General features: G+C 65.7%; 20 protein-coding genes. 6 read left to right on the top strand and 14 right to left on the bottom strand.

Annotation, left to right across the window (positions count from 1 at the left end; genetic code table 11):
- Positions 1 to 85 precede the first annotated feature (85 nt).
- The 3 genes from purF to FHS69_RS01825 all read left to right on the top strand — a co-directional run bounded on the left by purF (position 86) and on the right by FHS69_RS01825 (position 2,713).
- Positions 86 to 1,558: an amidophosphoribosyltransferase gene (purF, locus tag FHS69_RS01835; protein ID WP_067466319.1), complete on the top strand. Its 1,473-nt coding sequence runs from the start codon at positions 86 to 88 to the stop codon at positions 1,556 to 1,558.
- Positions 1,558 to 2,268: an SDR family NAD(P)-dependent oxidoreductase gene (locus FHS69_RS01830; protein WP_166776090.1), complete on the top strand. Its 711-nt coding sequence runs from the start codon at positions 1,558 to 1,560 to the stop codon at positions 2,266 to 2,268. The genes purF and FHS69_RS01830 overlap by 1 nt, the downstream gene beginning before the upstream one ends.
- Before the next feature lie 100 nt (positions 2,269 to 2,368).
- Positions 2,369 to 2,713 (top strand): PilZ domain-containing protein, encoded by a 345-nt coding sequence (locus FHS69_RS01825; RefSeq protein WP_166776088.1) that lies wholly within the window; start codon positions 2,369 to 2,371, stop codon positions 2,711 to 2,713.
- A 39-nt stretch (positions 2,714 to 2,752) separates the two neighbouring features.
- Here FHS69_RS01825 and FHS69_RS01820 read toward each other — a convergent pair whose 3' ends face one another.
- The 7 genes from FHS69_RS01820 to FHS69_RS01790 all read right to left on the bottom strand — a co-directional run bounded on the left by FHS69_RS01820 (position 2,753) and on the right by FHS69_RS01790 (position 11,178).
- Positions 2,753 to 3,991 carry a serine hydrolase domain-containing protein gene (locus FHS69_RS01820; RefSeq protein WP_341801648.1) on the bottom strand — a complete coding sequence of 413 codons (1,239 nt, stop codon included), beginning with the start codon at positions 3,989 to 3,991 and terminating at the stop codon, positions 2,753 to 2,755.
- On the bottom strand, positions 3,988 to 5,232 hold the full coding sequence (locus tag FHS69_RS01815) for an SAM-dependent methyltransferase (RefSeq protein ID WP_166776087.1): 1,245 nt from the start codon (positions 5,230 to 5,232) through the stop codon (positions 3,988 to 3,990). Before FHS69_RS01815 ends, FHS69_RS01820 begins: the two co-directional genes overlap by 4 nt.
- A gap of 71 nt (positions 5,233 to 5,303) precedes the next feature.
- Entirely contained in the window at positions 5,304 to 6,698 is a 1,395-nt protein-coding gene (locus FHS69_RS01810) for a cryptochrome/photolyase family protein (protein ID WP_166776085.1), read from the bottom strand.
- A gap of 6 nt (positions 6,699 to 6,704) precedes the next feature.
- The gene (locus FHS69_RS01805) at positions 6,705 to 7,649 is read right to left on the bottom strand and encodes a metal-dependent hydrolase (RefSeq protein ID WP_166776083.1); all 945 of its coding nucleotides are present in this window, start codon (positions 7,647 to 7,649) and stop codon (positions 6,705 to 6,707) included.
- Between the two features lie 45 nt (positions 7,650 to 7,694).
- Entirely contained in the window at positions 7,695 to 8,075 is a 381-nt protein-coding gene (locus FHS69_RS01800) for a GxxExxY protein (protein WP_279588308.1), read from the bottom strand.
- A gap of 56 nt (positions 8,076 to 8,131) precedes the next feature.
- Positions 8,132 to 9,166, bottom strand: coding sequence for a 2-oxoacid:ferredoxin oxidoreductase subunit beta (locus FHS69_RS01795; protein WP_067466290.1), 1,035 nt, complete (start codon positions 9,164 to 9,166; stop codon positions 8,132 to 8,134).
- Positions 9,163 to 11,178: a 2-oxoacid:acceptor oxidoreductase subunit alpha gene (locus tag FHS69_RS01790; RefSeq protein WP_166776079.1), complete on the bottom strand. Its 2,016-nt coding sequence runs from the start codon at positions 11,176 to 11,178 to the stop codon at positions 9,163 to 9,165. Before FHS69_RS01790 ends, FHS69_RS01795 begins: the two co-directional genes overlap by 4 nt.
- A gap of 178 nt (positions 11,179 to 11,356) precedes the next feature.
- Here FHS69_RS01790 and FHS69_RS01785 point away from each other — a divergent pair, with 178 nt between their 5' ends.
- Positions 11,357 to 12,307 carry an alpha/beta hydrolase gene (locus FHS69_RS01785; RefSeq protein ID WP_166776077.1) on the top strand — a complete coding sequence of 317 codons (951 nt, stop codon included), beginning with the start codon at positions 11,357 to 11,359 and terminating at the stop codon, positions 12,305 to 12,307.
- Complete coding sequence (locus FHS69_RS01780; protein ID WP_082834475.1) at positions 12,304 to 12,780, top strand: RNA pyrophosphohydrolase; 477 nt, start codon at positions 12,304 to 12,306, stop codon at positions 12,778 to 12,780. The genes FHS69_RS01785 and FHS69_RS01780 overlap by 4 nt, the downstream gene beginning before the upstream one ends.
- 54 nt (positions 12,781 to 12,834) lie before the next feature.
- On the opposite strand, the gene FHS69_RS01775 is transcribed toward FHS69_RS01780, so the two are convergent.
- The 4 genes from FHS69_RS01775 to guaB are packed head-to-tail and all read right to left on the bottom strand — an operon-like array spanning position 12,835 to position 16,351.
- Positions 12,835 to 13,398, bottom strand: a complete 564-nt coding sequence (locus FHS69_RS01775) for a tetratricopeptide repeat protein (protein ID WP_243844502.1) — start codon at positions 13,396 to 13,398, stop codon at positions 12,835 to 12,837.
- An 11-nt stretch (positions 13,399 to 13,409) separates the two neighbouring features.
- Positions 13,410 to 14,582, bottom strand: a complete 1,173-nt coding sequence (locus FHS69_RS01770) for an RsmB/NOP family class I SAM-dependent RNA methyltransferase (protein ID WP_166776075.1) — start codon at positions 14,580 to 14,582, stop codon at positions 13,410 to 13,412.
- On the bottom strand, positions 14,579 to 14,845 hold the full coding sequence (locus tag FHS69_RS01765) for a hypothetical protein (protein ID WP_166776073.1): 267 nt from the start codon (positions 14,843 to 14,845) through the stop codon (positions 14,579 to 14,581). The genes FHS69_RS01770 and FHS69_RS01765 overlap by 4 nt, the downstream gene beginning before the upstream one ends.
- Positions 14,846 to 14,848: 3 nt before the next feature.
- Positions 14,849 to 16,351, bottom strand: coding sequence for an IMP dehydrogenase (guaB, locus tag FHS69_RS01760; protein WP_166776071.1), 1,503 nt, complete (start codon positions 16,349 to 16,351; stop codon positions 14,849 to 14,851).
- Positions 16,352 to 16,481: 130 nt separating this feature from the next.
- Here guaB and FHS69_RS01755 point away from each other — a divergent pair, with 130 nt between their 5' ends.
- Positions 16,482 to 16,889 carry a hypothetical protein gene (locus tag FHS69_RS01755; protein WP_166776069.1) on the top strand — a complete coding sequence of 136 codons (408 nt, stop codon included), beginning with the start codon at positions 16,482 to 16,484 and terminating at the stop codon, positions 16,887 to 16,889.
- Between the two features lie 25 nt (positions 16,890 to 16,914).
- Here FHS69_RS01755 and FHS69_RS01750 read toward each other — a convergent pair whose 3' ends face one another.
- The 3 genes from FHS69_RS01750 to FHS69_RS01740 are packed head-to-tail and all read right to left on the bottom strand — an operon-like array spanning position 16,915 to position 19,058.
- Positions 16,915 to 17,940 carry an alcohol dehydrogenase family protein gene (locus FHS69_RS01750; RefSeq protein WP_166776067.1) on the bottom strand — a complete coding sequence of 342 codons (1,026 nt, stop codon included), beginning with the start codon at positions 17,938 to 17,940 and terminating at the stop codon, positions 16,915 to 16,917.
- Between the two features lie 31 nt (positions 17,941 to 17,971).
- Positions 17,972 to 18,301 carry a hypothetical protein gene (locus FHS69_RS01745; protein ID WP_166776066.1) on the bottom strand — a complete coding sequence of 110 codons (330 nt, stop codon included), beginning with the start codon at positions 18,299 to 18,301 and terminating at the stop codon, positions 17,972 to 17,974.
- A gap of 4 nt (positions 18,302 to 18,305) precedes the next feature.
- Positions 18,306 to 19,058: a 3-hydroxybutyrate dehydrogenase gene (locus FHS69_RS01740; protein ID WP_166776064.1), complete on the bottom strand. Its 753-nt coding sequence runs from the start codon at positions 19,056 to 19,058 to the stop codon at positions 18,306 to 18,308.
- Positions 19,059 to 19,149 lie beyond the last annotated feature (91 nt).

Here is a 19,149-nt window from a genome sequence, read left to right as displayed (position 1 = left end):
GGTTTGGTCGCACTGCCCTTGTAATCAGAGCGTAACAACGCCATTGGGCGCGCATCCCGATCAGCCGCCGCGGACAGGCCATTCGATGAACCTCACCCACCCGTTTCTCGACGAGGATGGCGACAAGCTGCGCGAAGAGTGCGGCGTGTTCGGCGCCGTCAATGCCACCGATGCTGCCGCGGCCACCGCGCTCGGCCTGCACGCGCTGCAACACCGTGGGCAGGAAGCCGCCGGCATCACCAGCTTCGATGGGACCGAATTCTTCACCCGTCGCGGGCTCGGCCATGTGGCCGAGAATTTCTCTTCGCAGGAAGCGATCGCCGAATTGCCCGGCATGATGGCGGCAGGCCATGTCCGCTATTCGACCACCGGCGGGTCGGGGCTGCGCAACATCCAGCCGCTCTATGCTGATCTCGCCAGCGGCGGTTTCGCGGTCGCGCATAACGGCAACATTTCCAATGCGGGAATGCTGCGCGAGGATCTCGTCCGCCGCGGCTCGATCTTCCAGTCGACCAGCGACACCGAGGTGATCATTCACCTCGTTGCCACCAGCCGCTATCCCACCATCATGGACCGGCTGATCGATGCGCTGCGCCTTCTCGAAGGTGCCTATGCGCTGATCGTCATGACGCCCGAAGGCATGATCGCCTGCCGCGATCCGTTGGGCATCCGCCCGCTGCAGATGGGCCGGGTCGGCGATGCGACGCTGTTCGCCTCCGAAACCGTCGCTTTCGACGTGGTCGGTGCCGAGTTCGTCCGCCAGGTCGAACCGGGTGAAGTGATCAAGGTCGATTTCGACGGCAATGTCGATTCGCTCCATCCCTTCGGCAACCATTCCGCGCGTCCGTGCATCTTCGAGCATGTCTATTTCAGCCGCCCCGATTCGGTGTTCGACGGACGCAGCATCTACGAGGCGCGCAAGGCGATCGGTGCCGAACTGGCGCGCGAAACGCCGATCGAGGCCGATCTGGTGGTGCCCGTGCCCGACAGCGGCGTGCCCGCCGCGATCGGCTATGCGCAGGAATCGGGTATCCCCTTCGAACTGGGCATCATCCGTTCGCACTATGTCGGACGCACCTTCATCCAGCCCAGCGACGGCGCGCGCCACTCGGGCGTGAAGCGCAAGCACAATGCCAACCGCGCGCTGGTCGAAGGCAAGCGGATCGTGCTTATCGACGACAGCATCGTGCGCGGGACCACCAGCCTGCAAATCGTCGAGATGATGCGCGATGCGGGCGCGACCGAAGTGCATTTCCGCGTCGCCAGCCCGCCCACCGCGCACAGTTGCTTCTACGGTGTCGACACGCCCGAACGCAGCAAGCTGCTCGCCGCGCGGATGGATGTCGAGCCGATGCGCGAATTCATCAAGGCGGACAGCCTCGCCTTCGTGTCGATCGACGGGCTCTATCGCGCGGTCGGCGAAAAGCCGCGCGATGCCGCCTGCCCCAAGTTCTGCGATGCCTGCTTTACGGGTGACTATCCCACCTCACTGACCGATCTCGCGCGGCGCGACGACAAGCAGCAGCAGCTCGCCTTCCCTTCCGAACAGGTCGCCTGATGACGAAACCGCTCGACAACCGCCTCGCTCTGGTCACCGGAGCCAGCAAGGGCATAGGCGCCGCGACGGCGAAGGCGCTTGCCGCTGCCGGTGCGCATGTGGTGCTGACCGCGCGCGACGTCCGCGCGCTCGAAGCGGTCGAAGACGCCATCCACGAAGCCGGCGGCGCCTCCACCATCGCCCCGGTCGACCTCGCCGAAAGCGACGGGATCGCGCGGTTGGCCTCGGCGATCGGCGGGCGCTGGGACAAGCTCGACGCGCTGGTGATCGCGGGCGCCTACCTGCCCGCGCTGACGCCGGTCACGCAGATCGACGGCAAGCAGCTCAGCCAGGCGCTGACGGTCAACTTCCTCGCCACGCATGCGCTGATCGCCAATTTCGATCCGCTGCTCAAGCGCGCCGAAGCGGGCCGCGTTATCGGGCTGACCAGCAGCGTCGGCGCAGCTCCGCGGGCCTACTGGTCGGCCTATGGTGCGACCAAGGCGGCGTTCGACAATTTGCTCGAAAGCTACGCGCAGGAGGTCGAGAAAGTCTCCAAGGTCCGCGTCGCAGTGATCGACCCGGGCGCCACGCGCACCGACATGCGCGCCAAGGCCTATCCCGGCGAAGACCCGAAGACGGTAAAAGATCCCGCAGTGGTCGCCGACCGGCTGGTCGAACTGCTCGTTAACGATTTCGATGGCTGCCATCGCGAGCGCGTCGACGGCTGAGTTAACCACGCCTGCCAAGGTTCCGGAAAGGCTGATCGGGGATACTCCCCGCTCGCCCGCGCATCCCCGCGCGGCTTTGGGATCGAAAAGAGGGCGCCGCATGATTCAGCAACAGGACAGCTATTCGCTGGCCGCGCAGGAGGACCGTAGCGGTCCGCGCGCGAAACTGACGATCCCCGCGCAGCTACGCGCCAGCGGGGGCCGTGCATTCCAGACCGTGATCCACGACCTGTCGGTGTCGGGCTTTTCCGCCGCGGCGCTCAACCGCATGCATGAAGGGCAATTGTGCTGGCTGACGTTGCCGGGCCTCGAATCGCTTCAGGCGCAAGTCGTCTGGTGGGAGAAGTGCTTGGTCGGCTGCGCGTTCAGCGAACTGCTCAGCCCGATCGTCTTCGACAGCATCATCACTCGCTTCGGGAGCGACGAAGCACTGCGCAGCGCGTAGGGGCGGCGCGCCCTGAAAGCCCGCCACCCAGGCGCCACATCAATCTGCCGCCGCCTCGCGGATCGACCCGACCAAGGCGCGGAAACCGTCGCGCGCCGGGGCGCTGGTCGCGGTCTTCCAATTGCTCACCACGGCCACCACCAGGTTCTCTTCCGGAACGATGGTGATCGCTTGGCCGAAAATGCCCTGCGCGCCGTACATCTCGCCGGGATAGGTCCACCATTGGTAGCCATAGCCGAAGCCGGGTGCCTGCGGTCCGAAATTAACCAGTGGCGAGCCAGCCTTGGCGAACCAGCCTTCGGGGACCACCCCGTCACCGCCCTCGAGTGCGAACTGCCCCATCCGCGCGTAATCCGACAGGCGCAGCGACAGGCAGCAGCCGCCGATGTTTCCGCCAGTTAGATCCTGCATCCAGAACATCCCGCCTGCGAAGCCGGCCGGGTTGACGATCTTCTCTGCGGCATAGGCGGCGAGCGACTGGCCCGTCGCCTGTTCGACGATCAGCCCGAGCAGGTTGGTTTCGAGCGTCTTGTAGACCCATTTCTCACCCGCCGGGGCTTCGCGCTCCAGCGTCCGCGCATAGGTCACAGCCTGCGATTCTCCCGCCACCGGCGCCACCGCGAGCATCTTGGCCACGTCGCTGTCCGGGTCGGTGTAATCCTCGTTCCACGCCACGCCCGAAGTCATGCTGGCGATCTGGCCGACGCTGACGCCGTCATAGGCGGTGCCTGCGAGTGCGGGGATGATATCGGTCACCGGCGTATCGACGCTGGCGATGGCGCCATCGGCAATGGCGGCGCCCAGCAGCGTGGAAGTGAAGCTCTTGGCGACCGAGAAGCTCGTCCAGCGTCCTTCGGGCCCGAAGCCGAGCCCGTAATGCTCGGCGATCACCTTGCCGTCCTTCAGCACCATGACGCCCGCAGCATTGGTCTCGTCCATATAGGCGCGGATTTCGCGCTGGATGGTGCCGGGCAGCATTTCGCTCGCGCGTGGCAGCACACGCGGATCGGCAGCGGGCGCGACCTCAAGCCCGGGGAAGCTGTCCTCCATCGCGCGGAACGCCGCCGAACGGCGCTCGTCGCTCCAGAACAGGATCGAATCCGACGGATCGAGGCTGGCCATGTCCGCTGGCATCGATTGCGTGACCGCTGGCACTGCCGCCGCTGGAGCTGGCGCAGGCACAGGGACGCTGTCCGCGCTGCCATAGGCGCTCGTGCAGCCGGCCAGTGCCAGTGCGGTGGTCGTGGCCCACAGGACCCGCTTGATCTGTCGCATCATTTCTCTCCCTCTTTCACCAGCGTGACCTGGTGGACGTCGATCCCGCCACCGCGGAAACCGCCCTCGCAATACATCAGGTAATAGCGCCACAAGTCGCAGAATTCGCTGTCGAAACCTGTCGGCAGCCGCCCCTCTGCGGCGGCCTTATCGAAATTGCGCCGCCATTCAAGCAGCGTCCCCGCATAGTCGGCACCGAAGTCGCGCTGGTCGGTCCAGGCGAGGCCGCGCTCCTCGGCCAGCGTGCGAAACTCGCTGGTGCGGATCAGCAGCCCGCCGGGGAAGACATAGGCCTGGATGAAATCGGCGCTCTGCGCATAAGCATCGAACAGGTCGTCGCGCATGGCAATGAACTGGATCGCCGCACGCCCGCCCGGCGTCAGGTTCCGCGCGACGCAGTCCATGAAGGTCGGCCAGTACTCGCGACCCAGCGCCTCGACCATCTCGACGCTGACGATCGCATCGAAGGTGCCGGCCGTGTCACGATAGTCCTGCTTGCGGAAATCCACACCGGGATGACGCGCGCGCGCCCAGTCGAGCTGTTCCTCGGAAAGGCTGATCGCGGTGACGCTGCGGACCTGCGCGGCAAGTTCTGCGGCCAGCGCACCCCATCCGCAACCGATCTCGAGCACGCTGCCCGCATCACCGATGCGTTGGGACAGACTTGCCCACTTGCGCCGCTGGGCTGCCTCGAGCCCGTCCTCGCCCACCGCAAGCGCCGAGGAGTAGCTCATCGTCGGGTCGAGCCAAGCGGCATAGAAATCGTTGCCCAGGTCGTAATGCGCGGCGATGTTCTTGCGCGCGCCGGAAGGCGTGTTTCGGTTGACCAGGTGCGCGAGGCGGAGCGCGTGGCGGAACGGCCCCTTCGCGCGCGCCGTATCGCCCAGTCGCGCGGCATGCTGCATGAACAGAGCGAACAGCGGCACCGGATCGGGGCTCCACCACTCGCCCGCGACCCAGGCCTGGTACCAGCCGACCGAACCGTTGCTGGCCAGCCTGACCAGCGCGTTCCAGCTGCGCAATTCCACCGTGCAGTCGAAGCCCGGCGCGCGCCCGCCCAGTTCGCGGCGGCTGCCATCGGGCAAGGTGGCGGCGATGCTGCCGCTGATCAGCGCCTTATCGATGCGGTCGAGAATCTTGCCGAAGCCTGGCGCCACCAGCCGGGCAAGCATACCCGGGCGGCGGGCAAAATTGAACGAGCCCTCGATCAGGTCGCGGCCGCGCGGGGTGGTCGGCATGGTCATTGCCCCGCTATGCCGTGCAGGTCGCGCGCCGACAAGCGATGCGCTTCCCGCGTGCCGCTTGCCGCGAGTCCTCAGTCCTTGGAAGATCGGTAGGCTTCGAGCGCGCGCTCGCGAGCTTCCTTGTGGCCGATCATCTTGACCGGATAATCGCCGCGCCGCTCGTCGGGCGGATCGTGGATACAGGCATCGTCGAGATCGGCCAGTTCGGGCACGTACTCGCGGATATAGGCCGCTGCGTCGAACTTCTCGCTCTGCGTGAGCGGCGCCATGATCCGCACGAACATATTGCTGTCGACCCCGGTGCCGCTGATCCATTGCCAATTGACGCCGTTGTTGCCGTAATCGGCATCCACCAGGCAGTCCCAGTACCACTGCTCGCCGAAGCGCCAGTCGATCAGCAGATGCTTCACCAGAAAGCTGGCGCAGATCATCCTTACGCGGTTGTGCATCCAGCCGGTCTGCCACAGCTGGCGCATGCCGGCATCGACAATGGGATAGCCGGTCATGCCCTTCTGCCAGCATTCGAGGTCCTGCGCGATCAGATGCCCCGCATTGGGGTTCCGCCACAACGTGCGCTCGTCATAATCGCGGTAGCTTTGCGTGGGATAATCGGGGAACTGGTCGATCACGTTCTGCGCGTAATCGCGCCAGATCACTTCCTTGGCGTAGGTCTTCCAGCCGTCCGAGCGCTTGTCCTTCAGCTTGTGCCAGACCTGCGCGGGGCTGATTTCGCCCCAGTGCAGATGCGGGGACAGGCGCGAGGTGATGTCCTCGGACGGCAAGTTGCGCCCCTCGTCGTACTCGGCGACCACATCGCTCCACCATTCGAGCCGTTCATGCGCGGCGTCCTCGCCGAAGTCCCAGAAGTCGCGGATGCCCCCGGCCCAGTCGGGCTTGGTCGGAAGCAGGTCCCACTCGGCCAGTTCGTCGCTTTCGGGCCAGCTGTCGGGCGAATGGATCGTCTCGGGTTCGGGCAGCGGATCGCGCGGCGGCATCCGTTCGAGCATCGCTTTCGAGAACGGCGTGTAGATCTTGTACGGATCGCCCGACCCTGTCGTGACCGAGCCGGGCGGCAGCAGGTAGTTGCCATCATAGAGGCACAATTTCGTGTCCTCGCCCAAGGCGTCACGAAGCTCGTCTTCGGCCTCCTTCCACCACGGCTCGTAATGCCGCATGGCGTGGATGCAGGTGGCGCCGGTTTCGTCGGCCAGCGCGGCAAGCACTTGCGGGGCGTCGCCGCGGCGCAGCACGATCCGCGAATTGCGCGCACCATAGCTCCTGCCGAGGCTTTCAAGCGAATGATGCAGCCAGACCTTCGACGCTCCACCATCGGCATGATCGCCCGCACGGTCCTGATCGAACACATAGACGGGGATGACGGGGCCGCCCTGGGCCGCGGCATAAAGGGCGGGCTGGTCGGCCATGCGCAAATCGCGCCGCAGCCAGACTATCTGCGGTGAACTCATGCCAACCTAACCGCCGGGTCCGGACGTGGGTTCCGTGCGGACCTGCGGGCAGGCGCGGGCAGGTATGGCGACACTGAACCGGCCCGCGGCGCGCGGGTCGGAGAAGCGCGCATCCTGCAACAGCAAACTGCCGTCCTCTTGCGGTACGACATAGGGAGTGCGTGCCCAGAACAGGAAAGCATCGACCTGGCTATCGGCCGCGCGCACCGCGTCGAGATCGCAACGGTCGAGCGGCACACCGGGAAAGGTCGTGTCCGCATTCATCGTATACAGCCCGTTGCCGCCGGTGATGATGTCGCGCTTCCACGACATGAGCGGCGGCGGGCTGGCGATGACCACAGCGGTTCCGGTCGGGCTCTCGGTAACACCGCGCTCCGCCGCACCGGTGATCATGCCCTGCCCCGCGATGTAAAGCGCGCCCAGCGTCAGCGCCCAATGCGCAGGCTTCCTCCCGTCCCCGCCCCGCTTCTCCCGGCGCAGCGAAAACCAGGTTGCAAAACCCATCAAGAGCCACAGCCAGATGTCGATGATGAACAGCGTATCGCCGTAGAACCACTGGCTGGAGAACGGTTCGAGCAGGCGGATACCGTAGACATTGAGCCAGTCGAGCGCGGGATGCGTCAGACAGCCGAGCAGCGCGAGCGCGTAGAGCCATTTGAAGCTAACCGGCAGCCGCCCCTGGGGCCGCGAGCCACGCCGAACCTGCCAGCGGTCCCAGCCCCACAGCACGCCTGCGAGCAGCAGCGGCAGCAGCACTAACGCCGGCGGACCATGCGTGATCCCGCGGCGGAAACCGAGATGCCCGACCCCCTCGAGCCAGAACAGGCAGGCTGCATCGACATCGGGTAGGTTCGCCCCCACGATCAGCGCGGGCATGGCGAGCCCGGTCTTCCGCTTGAGCCCCGCCTGCCCGATCAGCGCCCCGACGAGGCTGTGCGTGAGATTATCCATGTTGCTATCTCACACGAAGCCACGAAGTCACGAAGGCGACGGCGCTCATCCGATCTTTCCGTAGTAGTCGTTGGCGACGCGCTGGAGGCCGGTCTTGAAAGTCGACTGGCCGAAATTCATGACAAAACCCAACGGCAGGTCCATAAGTTTAAGGTAGGTAAGCACCTGTTTGGCATGCACCGGCGCTACGCGCTCAGTCGACTTGAGCTCTATCACCAGGCAGTTCTCGACCAACAGATCGATCTTGAAGGCGTTATCGACGACAACGCCCCTGAATTTGATCGGGACCGGCACCTGCCTTTGGCAACTCAATCCGGCAGATCGAACGCTCTCGGCGAGCAGTATCTCGTAGACCGACTCCAGCATGCCGGGACCGGTGTCTCGATGCAGGTGATAACCACAATCGACAACGGTCCTGGCTATCAACTCGAGTTCCAAATGCTCGACCTCTTCGTGCCTTCGTGGCTTCGTGTGAGAACTGCCTACACAGGATCCTGCGCGGTGCCGTCGACGGTCCAGGTCTGCCCCTTGCCGAGCAGCTTGGCGAGATTGGCTTCCTTGCCTTCGCTTGCCGCGGCCTTTTCTGCCAGCGCGGCAGCCTCGAAGGTCGGCTTGGGATCGTCGTAAAGCACCCCCAGCGCCATCGGGAACGGACCGAAGGGCATCTCGACCAGCATGTGCGCGATCGAGCGATTGGTCACGTCATGGACGATCACGCCCGCGGCTTCCCAGTCGCCATCGACCACATCGACGACCTCGAGGCTCAGCGTGTCGCGATTGAGCGCGATGCCCTTGCTTTCCTTGGCGAACAGCATGGGTTTGCCGTTCTCCAGCCACAGCTGCTGGTCTTCCGCGCCCTTGGGGGCGGCGAAATCGTTGAACACGTCCTTGTTGTAGACGATGCAGTTCTGGAATATCTCGATGAAGGCGGCACCCTGGTGGGCATGCGCGGCCTTGAGCACGTCGGGCAGGTGCTTTGACACGTCGAACCCGCGGCCGACAAAGCGCGCGCCCGCACCCAGCGCGAAAGCGGCGGGGCGTGCGGGATGGTCGTAGCTGCCGATCGGGGTCGAGGGCGACTTGGTGCCCTCGCGGCTGGTGGGCGAGGCCTGACCCTTGGTGAGGCCGTAGATCTCGTTGTTGAACAGCATGATCTGCATGTTCACGTTGCGGCGCAGAACATGCATCAGGTGGTTGCCGCCGATCGACAATCCGTCGCCGTCGCCGGTCACCAGCCAGATATCGAGATCGGGGTTGGCCAGCTTCGCACCCGTGGCGAAGGCGGGCGCGCGGCCGTGGATCGTGTGGAAGCCGTAGCTTTCGACATAATAGGGGAACCGGCTCGAGCAGCCGATGCCCGAAATGAACACGGTGTTGGCCGGGTCCGCGCCCAATTGCGGGAGCGTGCGCTGCACAGCCTTGAGGATCGCGTAGTCTCCGCAACCCGGGCACCAGCGGACCTCCTGGTCGGTTTCCCAATCCTTGAGCGTGGTTTCGATTTTCACTGGTGCGTTCACGAGCCGTGCTCCTGCGATTGCGGCGAGGCTGTGTCGTTCAACGAGCCATCGTCGTGCCCCGCCTCGAGATGAGGCAACTGGTCGTCATTGACGAGCACCTGCCCGCCCTCATTGCCTTCGACGCCGTCGAAATACTTGCCGATCGCCTCTTCCAGTTCGGCGATCTGGAACGGTTGGCCGCTGATCTTGGTCAGCGGCGTTGCATCGACGAGGAACTGGTCGCGCAGCACGGTCTTGAACTGGCCGGTGTTCATCTCGGGCACCAGCACATGCTCGAAGCCGTGCAGCAATTCGCCGAGATTGGCGGGCATCGGCCAGATGTGGCGGACATGGATGTGGCTGACATCGAGTCCCTTGCGGCGCGCATTGTCGACCGCGCGATGGATCGGGCCATAGGTCGACCCCCAGCCGACCACGGCGAGCTTGCCCGACGTGTTGCCGAGGCAGACCTCCTGATCGGGCACCGCGATGCCCTCTACCTTGCCCTTGCGCAGGTCGGTCATCCGCTGGTGGTTGTCGGGCGAATAGTCGATATTGCCCGTCAGTTCGTGCTTCTCGATCCCGCCAATGCGGTGCATCAGCCCCGGCGTACCCGGCTTGACCCACGGGCGCGCGCCCTTGTCATCGCGCTTGTAGGGCAGGAAGACACCCTCGCCGTCATCGTCCTGCGCGTTCTTCTCGGTCAGGAAACTCGCCGGGAACGGCGTGTAGCTGGCCGGGTCGGGCACCTTCCACGGCTCGGCGGCATTGGCGATATAACCATCGGTCAGCAGCATGACCGGGGTCATGTACTGGACCGCGATGCGGCAGGCCTCGATGGCGACATCGAACGCGTCCGACGGGCTGCTGGCGGCGATCACCGGCATCGGCGCGTCGCCGTTGCGGCCGTAGACCGCTTGGTAGAGATCGCTCTGCTCGGTCTTGGTCGGCAGGCCGGTCGAAGGGCCGCCGCGCTGCGAATTGACGATCACCAGCGGCAGTTCGGTCATGATGCCCAGCCCGATCGCTTCGGTCTTGAGCGCGATCCCCGGACCCGACGAACTGGTCACGCCGAGGCTGCCCGCATAGCTGGCGCCGATTGCGGCGCAGACCGCAGCGATCTCGTCTTCCGCCTGGAAGGTGGTGACGTCGTATTCCTTGAGCCGCGCGAGGTGGTGCAGGATCGCGGAGGCCGGCGTGATCGGATAACCGCCGAAGAACATCGGCAGTTCGGCCAGCTGCGCGCCGGCGACCAGCCCCAGGCTGACCGCTTCGGCACCGGTGACGGTGCGATAGAGGCCGGGCTCGGACGGAACCGGATCGATATGGACCTGCTTCAGCGGCCCCGCGAGTTCGGCCGTTTCGCCATAGGCATGCCCCGCGTCGAGCGCCGCGATATTGGCATCGGCAATCTCGGGCTTGGACTTGAACTTGCTCTTCAGCCAGTCGTGGATCGGGTCGCGCGGACGATCGAACATCCACAGCGCAAGGCCCAGCGTCCACATGTTCTTCGACCGCAGCGCATCCTTGTTGCCGAGGCCGTAGGGCTTGACCGCCTCGATCGTCTTCTCGCTGATATCGAAGGCGAGCACGTCGAACTTGCCGAGGCTGCCGTCCTCGAGCGGGTTGGCGGCATACTTCGCCTTTTCGAGGTTGCGCTTGGTGAAGGCTCCGGTGTCGGCGATGATCAGCCCGCCGGGCTTCAATGCGGCAAGGTTCACCTTGAGCGCGGCGGGGTTCATCGCCACCAGCACATCGGGCGCATCGCCCGCAGTGTTGATTTCGCGGCTGCCGAAATTGATCTGGAACGCCGAGACGCCGAACAACGTGCCCTGCGGCGCGCGGATCTCGGCCGGGAAATCGGGGAAGGTCGCCAGGTCGTTCCCCGCCAGCGCGGTCGACAGCGTGAACTGCCCGCCGGTGAGCTGCATCCCGTCGCCGGAGTCTCCGGCAAAGCGTACGACGACGCTTTCGGGGGTGTCGGGCAGGCCGTCCTGCGGCAGGCCGGGGTCGTTCGGGGCGGCTGTCGCCATCCGGGTCATCCTTGTCTGCGCCCGCGTGCCGGGGCGCCGTTTCCAGTGGGATGCGCCACCTAAGCGCCACCCCATCCTCTCGCAATGAAGTTTCTCTGCTAGGCCAAAAAAGGCGCATGGAAAAGCGCTCCAAACACGCTAAGTCCCAAAAAGCAACGCAAATTGGAGAGAGAGCGTTATGGCCGATACAGAACATTATGTGCGCGAGGACGTACGCGGCTTCCTCGACATGCTCGAGGCTATGGGCACGAAAGGCGTCGAGGAAGTCGGCGCGGTCGAGGGGCGCGAACAGATGCGCACGCTGGGTAGCGTCGCCGAGGCCGAACCGCGCCCGATGGCGATACGCCGCGACCTCATCTGCCCCGGCCCCGCGGGCGACATTCCGCTGCGCTTCTACGATCCGCGCGACACCCGCGCGGCGGGTCCCTGCGTCATGTTCATCCACGGCGGCGGTTTCGTGATCGGCGATCTCGAAGTCTACGACGCGCTGTGCACCGAGATCGCGCACCACCTCGATCTGCCGGTGGTCTCGGTCGATTACCGCCTTGCCCCCGAACACCCCTTCCCCGCCGCGCCCGACGATTGCGAAGCGGCCGCGCGCTGGATCGCCTCGTCGCCCGCCGAACTGGACCGCGAGATCACCGGCCTGGTGATTACCGGCGACAGCGCGGGCGGAAATCTGACGATCGTGACGACCAACCAGCTGGCCAACGAACCCGCCGCGGTCCCCGTGGTGGTGCAGGCGCCGATCTATCCGGTTGCCAGCGACCTCAGCCGCCACAGCAGCCTGGCGATGTTCGCCGAGGGTTTCCTGCTGACCGGCGCGGCGATGGCGTGGTTCACCAGCCAGTATGGCGGCGATGCCAGCGACCCGCGACACACGCCGATGGTGGGCGACTGTTCGGGCACGCCGCCGACCGTGGTCTGCACCGCCGGGCTCGACCCGCTGCGCGACTCGGGACGGGAATACGCCGCACATCTGGTGCAGCTCGGCACGGAAACCGTCTATCTCGAGTTCCCCGGCATCATTCACGGTTTTACCACGCTGAGAAAAGCGATACCGAGCGGCCAGAACGATCTCGAGGCGTTTCTCGACGCCGTAAAACTGATGGTGGAGCGACACAGGTGAGCGAAGAGCTCGGTTACCGCCCCTGCGTGGGCGTGATGCTGGTGAATGCGGACGGCAAGGTTTTCGTCGGCCGCAGGATCGACAACAAGGAAGGCGACTGGTGGCAGATGCCGCAAGGCGGCGTCGACGAGGGCGAAGACCTCAGGGATGCCGCGCTGCGCGAACTGGCCGAAGAAACCGGTGCGCGCGCGGAGCATGTCACCATCCTCAAGGCGATGGACGAACCGGTGCGCTACGACCTGCCCGAGGACCTGATCGGGAAGCTGTGGGGCGGAAAGTACCGCGGGCAGGAACAGGTGTGGTATCTCGCGCGCTTCACCGGCAGCGATGCCGATATCGATCTCGAGGCGCATGACCCGCCCGAATTCTGCGACTGGAAATGGGTCGATGCCGAGCAACTTCCCGAACTGATCGTGCCCTTCAAGAAGCGCGTTTACCGCGCGGTGGTCGAGGCGTTTCGCGAGCTGGTGTGACCCGCTTCGTCCGCCGCCCAGCGGGGTGATGGACGATTTCCGGGCGCGCCGGCCTCAGTTGGCTTGCGGCGAATTCGCTTCGGGCAGGACCGCCTCGGCGGTCTGTACGCGCGCCGGCGGGCCCGCGGCGATCGTGGCCGACAGCGTCTGCGTCTCGGGACAGCTCGCGCCGCAGAGCGATTCCAGCTTGGCGAGACTGCCCTTGGCCTTTTCCAGCGCGCCCTTCTCGACCAGCGCCTGTCCCTCGCCCGCAATGGCGGCGAGATTGCGCGGGTCGCGGTCGAGCGCCTCGCGGTAATAGCGGATCGCCTTGCCCTGCAATTGATCGGCGCGCGCGGCTTCAGCCAGCCGCAGGAAGATCGGCGTATAGCCCGGGTCCACCGTCAGCGCGGCTTCATAGGCGTCGATCGCGCCCTGCACGTCGCCCTGTTCGAGCGCGGCCTGCCCTTCGGCGAGCAACACGCCCGCGCGCGGTGCCGGCGCGCGTTCACCCGCCCAGCCGACACTGGAGGTCACGACGAGGGCCAGCGAAAGTGCAGCAGCGGCGGGGGCAAAACGCATCATCGTCTCCAGCAGGGTGTTCCGTTCTTCTTGTGGCGGATCAGCCATAATCGACATGGCTAACACGTTCACCCTGCACAGGCGATGAAAAATCCGTCCGTACCATCGCGAGACGGGCTCAGCCGAACACCCTGCCCATGCGCGCGGCCGAGCGGCAGCGCGAGCTCGCGCATAGCGAGCTGCCGGTGCCGCGCGAGAAAGCCGGCGAACTGGTCCGCGCCTTCCTCGTCGAGCAGCGAACAGGTTACATAGACGATCCGTCCGCCGGGCCTGACCAGCCCGACCGCGAGGTCGAGCAGCCGCGCCTGAATCGCGCACAGCCGCGCGAGTTCACCCTCGTCGAGCCGCCAGCGCGCTTCGGGATTGCGCCGCCACGTGCCCGTGCCCGAACAGGGCGCATCGATCAGCACCGCATCGGCCTGTCCGGCAAATGGCTGCAAGGCGTCCATTTCGCGCTGCGGATCGAGCAGCACGGTCTCGATATTGGTCGCGCACGCACGCTCGGCGCGCGGTGCCAGCCGCGACAAGCGGCCGTGATCGGTGTCCGAAGCGATCAGCCGCCCCTGATTGTCCATCGCCGCGGCCAGCGCCAGCGTCTTGCCGCCGCCGCCCGCGCACAGATCGATCACCGTTTCACCCGGCTGCGCTGCCAGCGCCGCGCAGGCGAGCTGCGAACCGGTGTCCTGCACCTCCACCGCGCCTTCGCGGAACGCGGGCCATTGCTCGATCAACGTTCCCGTGGGCAGGCGCAGGCCTTGCGGCGCAGCGGTCGTCTCGAACGGCTCGGGCAGCGTCAGCGTGGCGCGTTCGGCCTTGAGTGTGTTGACCCGCAAGTCGAGCGGCGCACGTTCGAGCAGGGCGGCCGCCTCTGCATCGTCCACCGCGGAGCCGCGCAGCCGTTCGACCAGCCATGCGGGTGCAACGCCGCCCTCGGCAACCGCCTCGCCCTCGTCGATCGGCGCGGGACCGTAGTTCGATCCGTCGAACAGCGGGCGGATGTCGCCATCGGTTTCGGCCAGCCGCAGCATCGCCGCACGGCCCGAGGCGGGCACCGGCCCGCAGGCGCGGATCGCGGCATAGACCAGCGCACGGATCGCACGCCGGTCCTTCGACCCAGCGAAACGGTTGTTACGAAACCAGTCGGCGAGGATGCGATCGGCGGGCGCACCCTTCGCGCGCGCCGAAGCGATGATCGTGTCGAGCAATTCGATCGACGTCTGGACGCGCGCTGCCGGGGTCATGACTTGTCCGCGCGCGCCGCATCGCGCCGCGCATCCATTGCTTCGAACAGCGTTTCGAATTCCTCGGGTCCGGGGATCGCGGTGCAATAGGCGTGGACCGGCCCGGGGGCATCGCCCCCCGCACGCTCTAGGATCCGCTTGCCCGCGGCCTCGCAGGCCTCGACGGTTTCGAACAGGACCGAATGACGCGTCAGCTCGGGGCGTGCGCCCTCGGCATCTCCCGCGTGCAGGAGAAAGAGCATGATCGGATAGAACAGTTCCACCGGTCAGCGCGTCGGGTAGTTGGGCGCCTCGCGCGTGATCGCGACGTCGTGGACATGGCTCTCGGTCAGGCCGGCATTGGTGATGCGCACGAATTGCGCGCGCTTGCGCAGGTCTTCGATCGTGGCGCTGCCGGTATAGCCCATCGCCGCCTTGATCCCGCCGACGAGCTGGTGAACGACCGCCGCGGCAGGCCCCTTGTAGGGCACCTGCCCCTCGATCCCCTCGGGGACCAGCTTCTGCTGGCTGACATCGGCCTGGAAATAGCGGTCGGCACTGCCGCGCGCCATTGCGCCCACGCTGCCCATGCCGCGATAGGCCTTGTAGCTGCGGCCCTGGTAGATGAAGGTTTCGCCCGGCGCTTCCTCGGTCCCGGCAAGCATCGACCCGACCATGACTGTGCTCGCACCCGCAGCCAGCGCCTTGGCGGCATCGCCGCTGGTGCGCAGGCCGCCATCCGCGATCACGGGGATGCCGTGCCGTTCGGCGGCTTCGGCGCTGTCCATCACCGCGGTCAGCTGCGGCACGCCGACTCCGGCGACGACGCGGGTGGTGCAGATCGATCCCGGACCGATCCCGACCTTGACCGCGTCGGCGCCTGCCCCCGCGAGCGCCTTGGTCGCTTCGGCGGTAGCGACATTGCCCGCGATCACCTGGACGCTGTTCGACAGCTTCTTCACGCGTTCGACTGCGCGCGCCACGTCCTTGTTGTGGCCATGCGCGGTGTCGATCACCACCACGTCGACACCCGCATCGATCAGCGCTTCGGTACGTTCGAAGCCCTTGTCGCCGACAGTCGTCGCCGCGGCCACGCGCAGCCGGCCCTGCTCGTCCTTGGTCGCTTCGGGATAGGCAACCGCCTTCTCGATGTCCTTGACCGTGATCAGCCCGACGCAGCGGCCGCTGTCGTCGACCACCAGCAGCTTCTCGATCCGGCGCTGGTGCAGCAGGCGGCGTGCCTCGTCCTGCCCGGTGCCCAGCGGCACGGTAGCAAGATCGTGCGTGGTCATCAGTTCCTTGACCGGCTGCAGCGGGTTCTCGGCGAAGCGCACGTCGCGATTGGTGAGGATGCCCACCAGCTTGCCGCCGCGATCGGTTACGGGAATGCCGCTGATGCGGTTGGCCGCCATGATCTGCTGCGCTTCGCCCAGCGTCGCATCGGGATGGATTGTGATCGGATTGACCACCATGCCGCTTTCGAAACGCTTGACCGCGCGCACTGCGGCGACCTGCTGGTCGACCTCGAGATTGCGATGCAGCACGCCGATCCCGCCCAGTTGCGCCATGGCGATCGCCATGTCCGCTTCGGTAATCGTATCCATTGCGGAGGAAACCACCGGGATGTTGAGCGCGATCTCGCGCGTCAGCCGCGTGGCGGTGTTGGCCATCGAAGGCAGGATATCGCTCTCGGCCGGACGCAGCAAAACGTCGTCGAAAGTCAGACCGAGGGGGATGTCGAGATGTGCCACTGAGAGAATCGCCTGCCGGGGAGAAATGTGGCGGCCCATGTAACGACGGTTTCCCCTGCGCGCTAGAGGGGCGCCGAGGCCGCGGTACATCCGGAGTGGATGCAAACCGGGTCAGCAGTCGCCCCGCAACGATCTACGCTTCGGCTTCCAACAACGGGAAGGAAGCAAGATGACGGAAGAAAGCGAAGTCGGCGATGTCGAAATCCTCGAGGCCTCCGCCGAGGAAACGGCACGCTTCGAACATTACAAGCAGGGCCTGACGCCCGACGAGAATGGCCAGGTCTCGATCGATATTCCGTTCGGCTTCACAGTCGGCGCGGCGACCGTTGCGGGCATCTTTCACCTGCGCGATCCGATCGAGGACAGCTCGGCCGAAGGTGTCGTGGCAGGCGTCATCAACGGCACTTTCAAGCTCAACCGCAAAAAGACGAGCGCCAAGTTCTACGATCCCACCGGCAGCCTGCTGCGCATGGTCATCGAGCTGAACCTGCAGAAGAACTACCTGCGGGCGCGGGTCGATACGCGCAAACCCTTCGGTGGCTGGAGCAAGGGCAGCTGGGTCTACGCAAGGTTCTGAGGCCTGCTGGAATCGGGGTCGGACGTCAGCCGACCTCGAGCACAATCTTGCCGACATGGCCTTTCTGCTGGAACAGATCCTGCGCCTGCGCAATCCGTTCGAGCGGGAAGGTCTCGGCCACCAGCGGACGAATCTGTCCGCTCTCGATCCGCTCGACCAATCCTGCGAACACCCCCTCGCCCAGCACGGTGCAGCCGAACAGGCTGAGGTCCTTGAGGTACAGCGTGCGCAGGTCGAGTTCGACGCCATGCCCGCCGATCGCGCCCGAGACGGCGTAGCGACCGTTCCGCTTGAGCACTTCGAGCAGGACCGGCCAGCCGGGGCCGCCCACCAGATCGATCACCACGTCGTAGCTCTGCCCGCCGGGGTCGTTCAGCAAATCGGCATCACGCGCGAAGGTCCGCTGCGCGCCGAGCTTTTCGAGATGTTCGAACTTTGCGGGCGAGGTTAATGCATCGACCAGCGCCCCGCGCGCTGCGGCGAGCTGGATCGCGGCCGATCCCACCCCGCCCGATGCGCCGGTGACCAGCACGCGGTCGCCCCGCCCGACAGCTGCACGGGTCAGCATGTTCTCCGCGGTGGAATAGGAACACGGGAAGCTGGCCAGTTCGACATCGCTCAGCGCGCTGTCGACCTGGTGCGCGTGCCGCGACGCGACGCGCGTATATTGCGCGAAACCGCCATCGCATTCGGAGCCGAAATACCAGGGCGTTTCCAGCCGCTCCCCCGCGATCTCGGTCAGACTGGGTTCGATCAACACCCGTTCGCCAACCCGGTCGGGCTCGACGCCTTCCCCCACTGCGGCGATGTACCCGCAGACATCGGCGCCCCGGATCAGCGGAAGCGGTAAGGCCGTGCCCGTCCAGCCCGCATCCGCAGCATCGTTATCGCCCTTCGAATACCAGCCGATGCGCGTGTTTATATCGGTATTGTTCACCGCCGCCGCGGCGACCCGCACCAGCACTTCGCCGCGCCGCACTTCGGGAACCGCGACCTGGCGCAGTTCGAGCATCTCGGGCCCGCCATGTCCGACAAGCTGCACAGCACGCATTTTTGCGGGGATGGTCCGGGTAAAGGCCTCGTTAGCGAGCGGGGGAAATGCGGCGATGAAGTGCGACACGCAACAAAACCGCGAGTGCGCCGAGGGGGAAGAGGACACGCAGAGTTTGCGGTTCCCAGCTTCCCGGCACCGCGCTGTAGGACACGGTGGGCAGCGCAATGCCGAAGAACCAGTAGATCTCGGCCGGGTCCTGCCATGCTGCCGCGCCGCCGCCCACGCCCACCAGCGCAAGCACGGCCCACGGCAGGCGGAAGCGCAAAGCCGGTTCGCGCAACGCTGCGAGCAGCCCGACGAGGCTCAGCAGCAGGCTGCCGGCCAACGCCGCGTAGAACAGGATCGCGGTGGAAATCACACCGCTATTCCGCGGTCCAGCCGCCGTCGACACTCAAATTGGCGCCGTTCACATTCTGCGCTTCGTCGCGGCACAGGAACACGGCGAGCGCGCCGATCTCTTCGGGCTGGACGAATTTCTTGGTTGCCTGCTTGACCAGCAGCACATCGTTGACGACCTCGTCGCGCGTCATCCCGCGCGCCTTCATCGTGTCGGGAATCTGGTTCTCGACCAGCGGGGTCCAGACATAGCCGGGACTGATGCAATTGGCAGTGACGCCGTGTTCGGCAAGCTCGAGCGCGACCGTCTTGGTGAAACCGTCGAGCCCGTGCTTGGCCGAATTGTATGCGGACTTGAACGGGCTCGCGACCTTCGAATGCGCCGAGGCGGTGTTGATGATCCGGCCCCAGCCCTTCCGTTTCATGCCGGGGACTGCGTGCCGCGTGGTGTGGAAGGCCGCGGTAAGGTTCAGCGCGATAATCGTGTCCCACTTCTCCACCGGGAAATCCTCGACCGGCGCGACATGCTGCATCCCGGCATTGTTGACGAGAATGTCGATCTCGCCCGCGTCTGCCATCATCGCCTCGATCTGCGGCACATCGGTCAGGTCGGCGCCCGAATGGGTCGCGCCCAGTTCCGCGCACAATGCGGCGATCTGCGCTTCGTCGCCGAAGCCATTGAGCACCACTTCGGCACCCTCTGCCGCCAGCGACCGGGCGATCGCGAGCCCGATCCCGCTGGTCGAGCCGGTGACGAGTGCGCGCTTACCCTTAAGCAATTGACCGTGTGACAATTGGCCCTCCGGACGTTGTAGGAATGGTCGATATCGGCCATTGCGGAGATACTCCGCGCTGTAAAGCGGCCAGGCA

Source organism: Qipengyuania flava, from assembly GCF_011762005.1.
In the GTDB taxonomy this organism is placed as follows: Bacteria; Pseudomonadota; Alphaproteobacteria; order Sphingomonadales; family Sphingomonadaceae; genus Qipengyuania; species Qipengyuania flava.
Note: the sequence above shows the minus strand (reverse complement) of the source record. Positions and strands in the feature narration are given on the sequence as shown.

Bases quoted from the DNA above. Each gene is read 5' to 3' on its own strand.
- purF (WP_067466319.1), top strand. From the start codon at position 86: ATGAACCTCACCCACCCGTTTCTCGACGAGGATGGCGACAAGCTGCGC.
- FHS69_RS01825 (WP_166776088.1), top strand. From the start codon at position 2,369: ATGATTCAGCAACAGGACAGCTATTCGCTGGCCGCGCAGGAGGACCGT.
- guaB (WP_166776071.1), bottom strand. From the start codon at position 16,351: ATGGGCCGCCACATTTCTCCCCGGCAGGCGATTCTCTCAGTGGCACAT.
- FHS69_RS01755 (WP_166776069.1), top strand. From the start codon at position 16,482: ATGACGGAAGAAAGCGAAGTCGGCGATGTCGAAATCCTCGAGGCCTCC.
- FHS69_RS01815 (WP_166776087.1), bottom strand. From the start codon at position 5,232: ATGACCATGCCGACCACCCCGCGCGGCCGCGACCTGATCGAGGGCTCG.
- FHS69_RS01775 (WP_243844502.1), bottom strand. From the start codon at position 13,398: ATGTCGATTATGGCTGATCCGCCACAAGAAGAACGGAACACCCTGCTG.
- FHS69_RS01770 (WP_166776075.1), bottom strand. From the start codon at position 14,582: ATGACCCCGGCAGCGCGCGTCCAGACGTCGATCGAATTGCTCGACACG.
- FHS69_RS01820 (WP_341801648.1), bottom strand. From the start codon at position 3,991: ATGATGCGACAGATCAAGCGGGTCCTGTGGGCCACGACCACCGCACTG.
- FHS69_RS01750 (WP_166776067.1), bottom strand. From the start codon at position 17,940: ATGCGTGCTGTGCAGCTTGTCGGACATGGCGGGCCCGAGATGCTCGAA.
- FHS69_RS01790 (WP_166776079.1), bottom strand. From the start codon at position 11,178: ATGGCGACAGCCGCCCCGAACGACCCCGGCCTGCCGCAGGACGGCCTG.
- FHS69_RS01810 (WP_166776085.1), bottom strand. From the start codon at position 6,698: ATGAGTTCACCGCAGATAGTCTGGCTGCGGCGCGATTTGCGCATGGCC.
- FHS69_RS01805 (WP_166776083.1), bottom strand. From the start codon at position 7,649: ATGGATAATCTCACGCACAGCCTCGTCGGGGCGCTGATCGGGCAGGCG.
- FHS69_RS01830 (WP_166776090.1), top strand. From the start codon at position 1,558: ATGACGAAACCGCTCGACAACCGCCTCGCTCTGGTCACCGGAGCCAGC.
- FHS69_RS01785 (WP_166776077.1), top strand. From the start codon at position 11,357: ATGGCCGATACAGAACATTATGTGCGCGAGGACGTACGCGGCTTCCTC.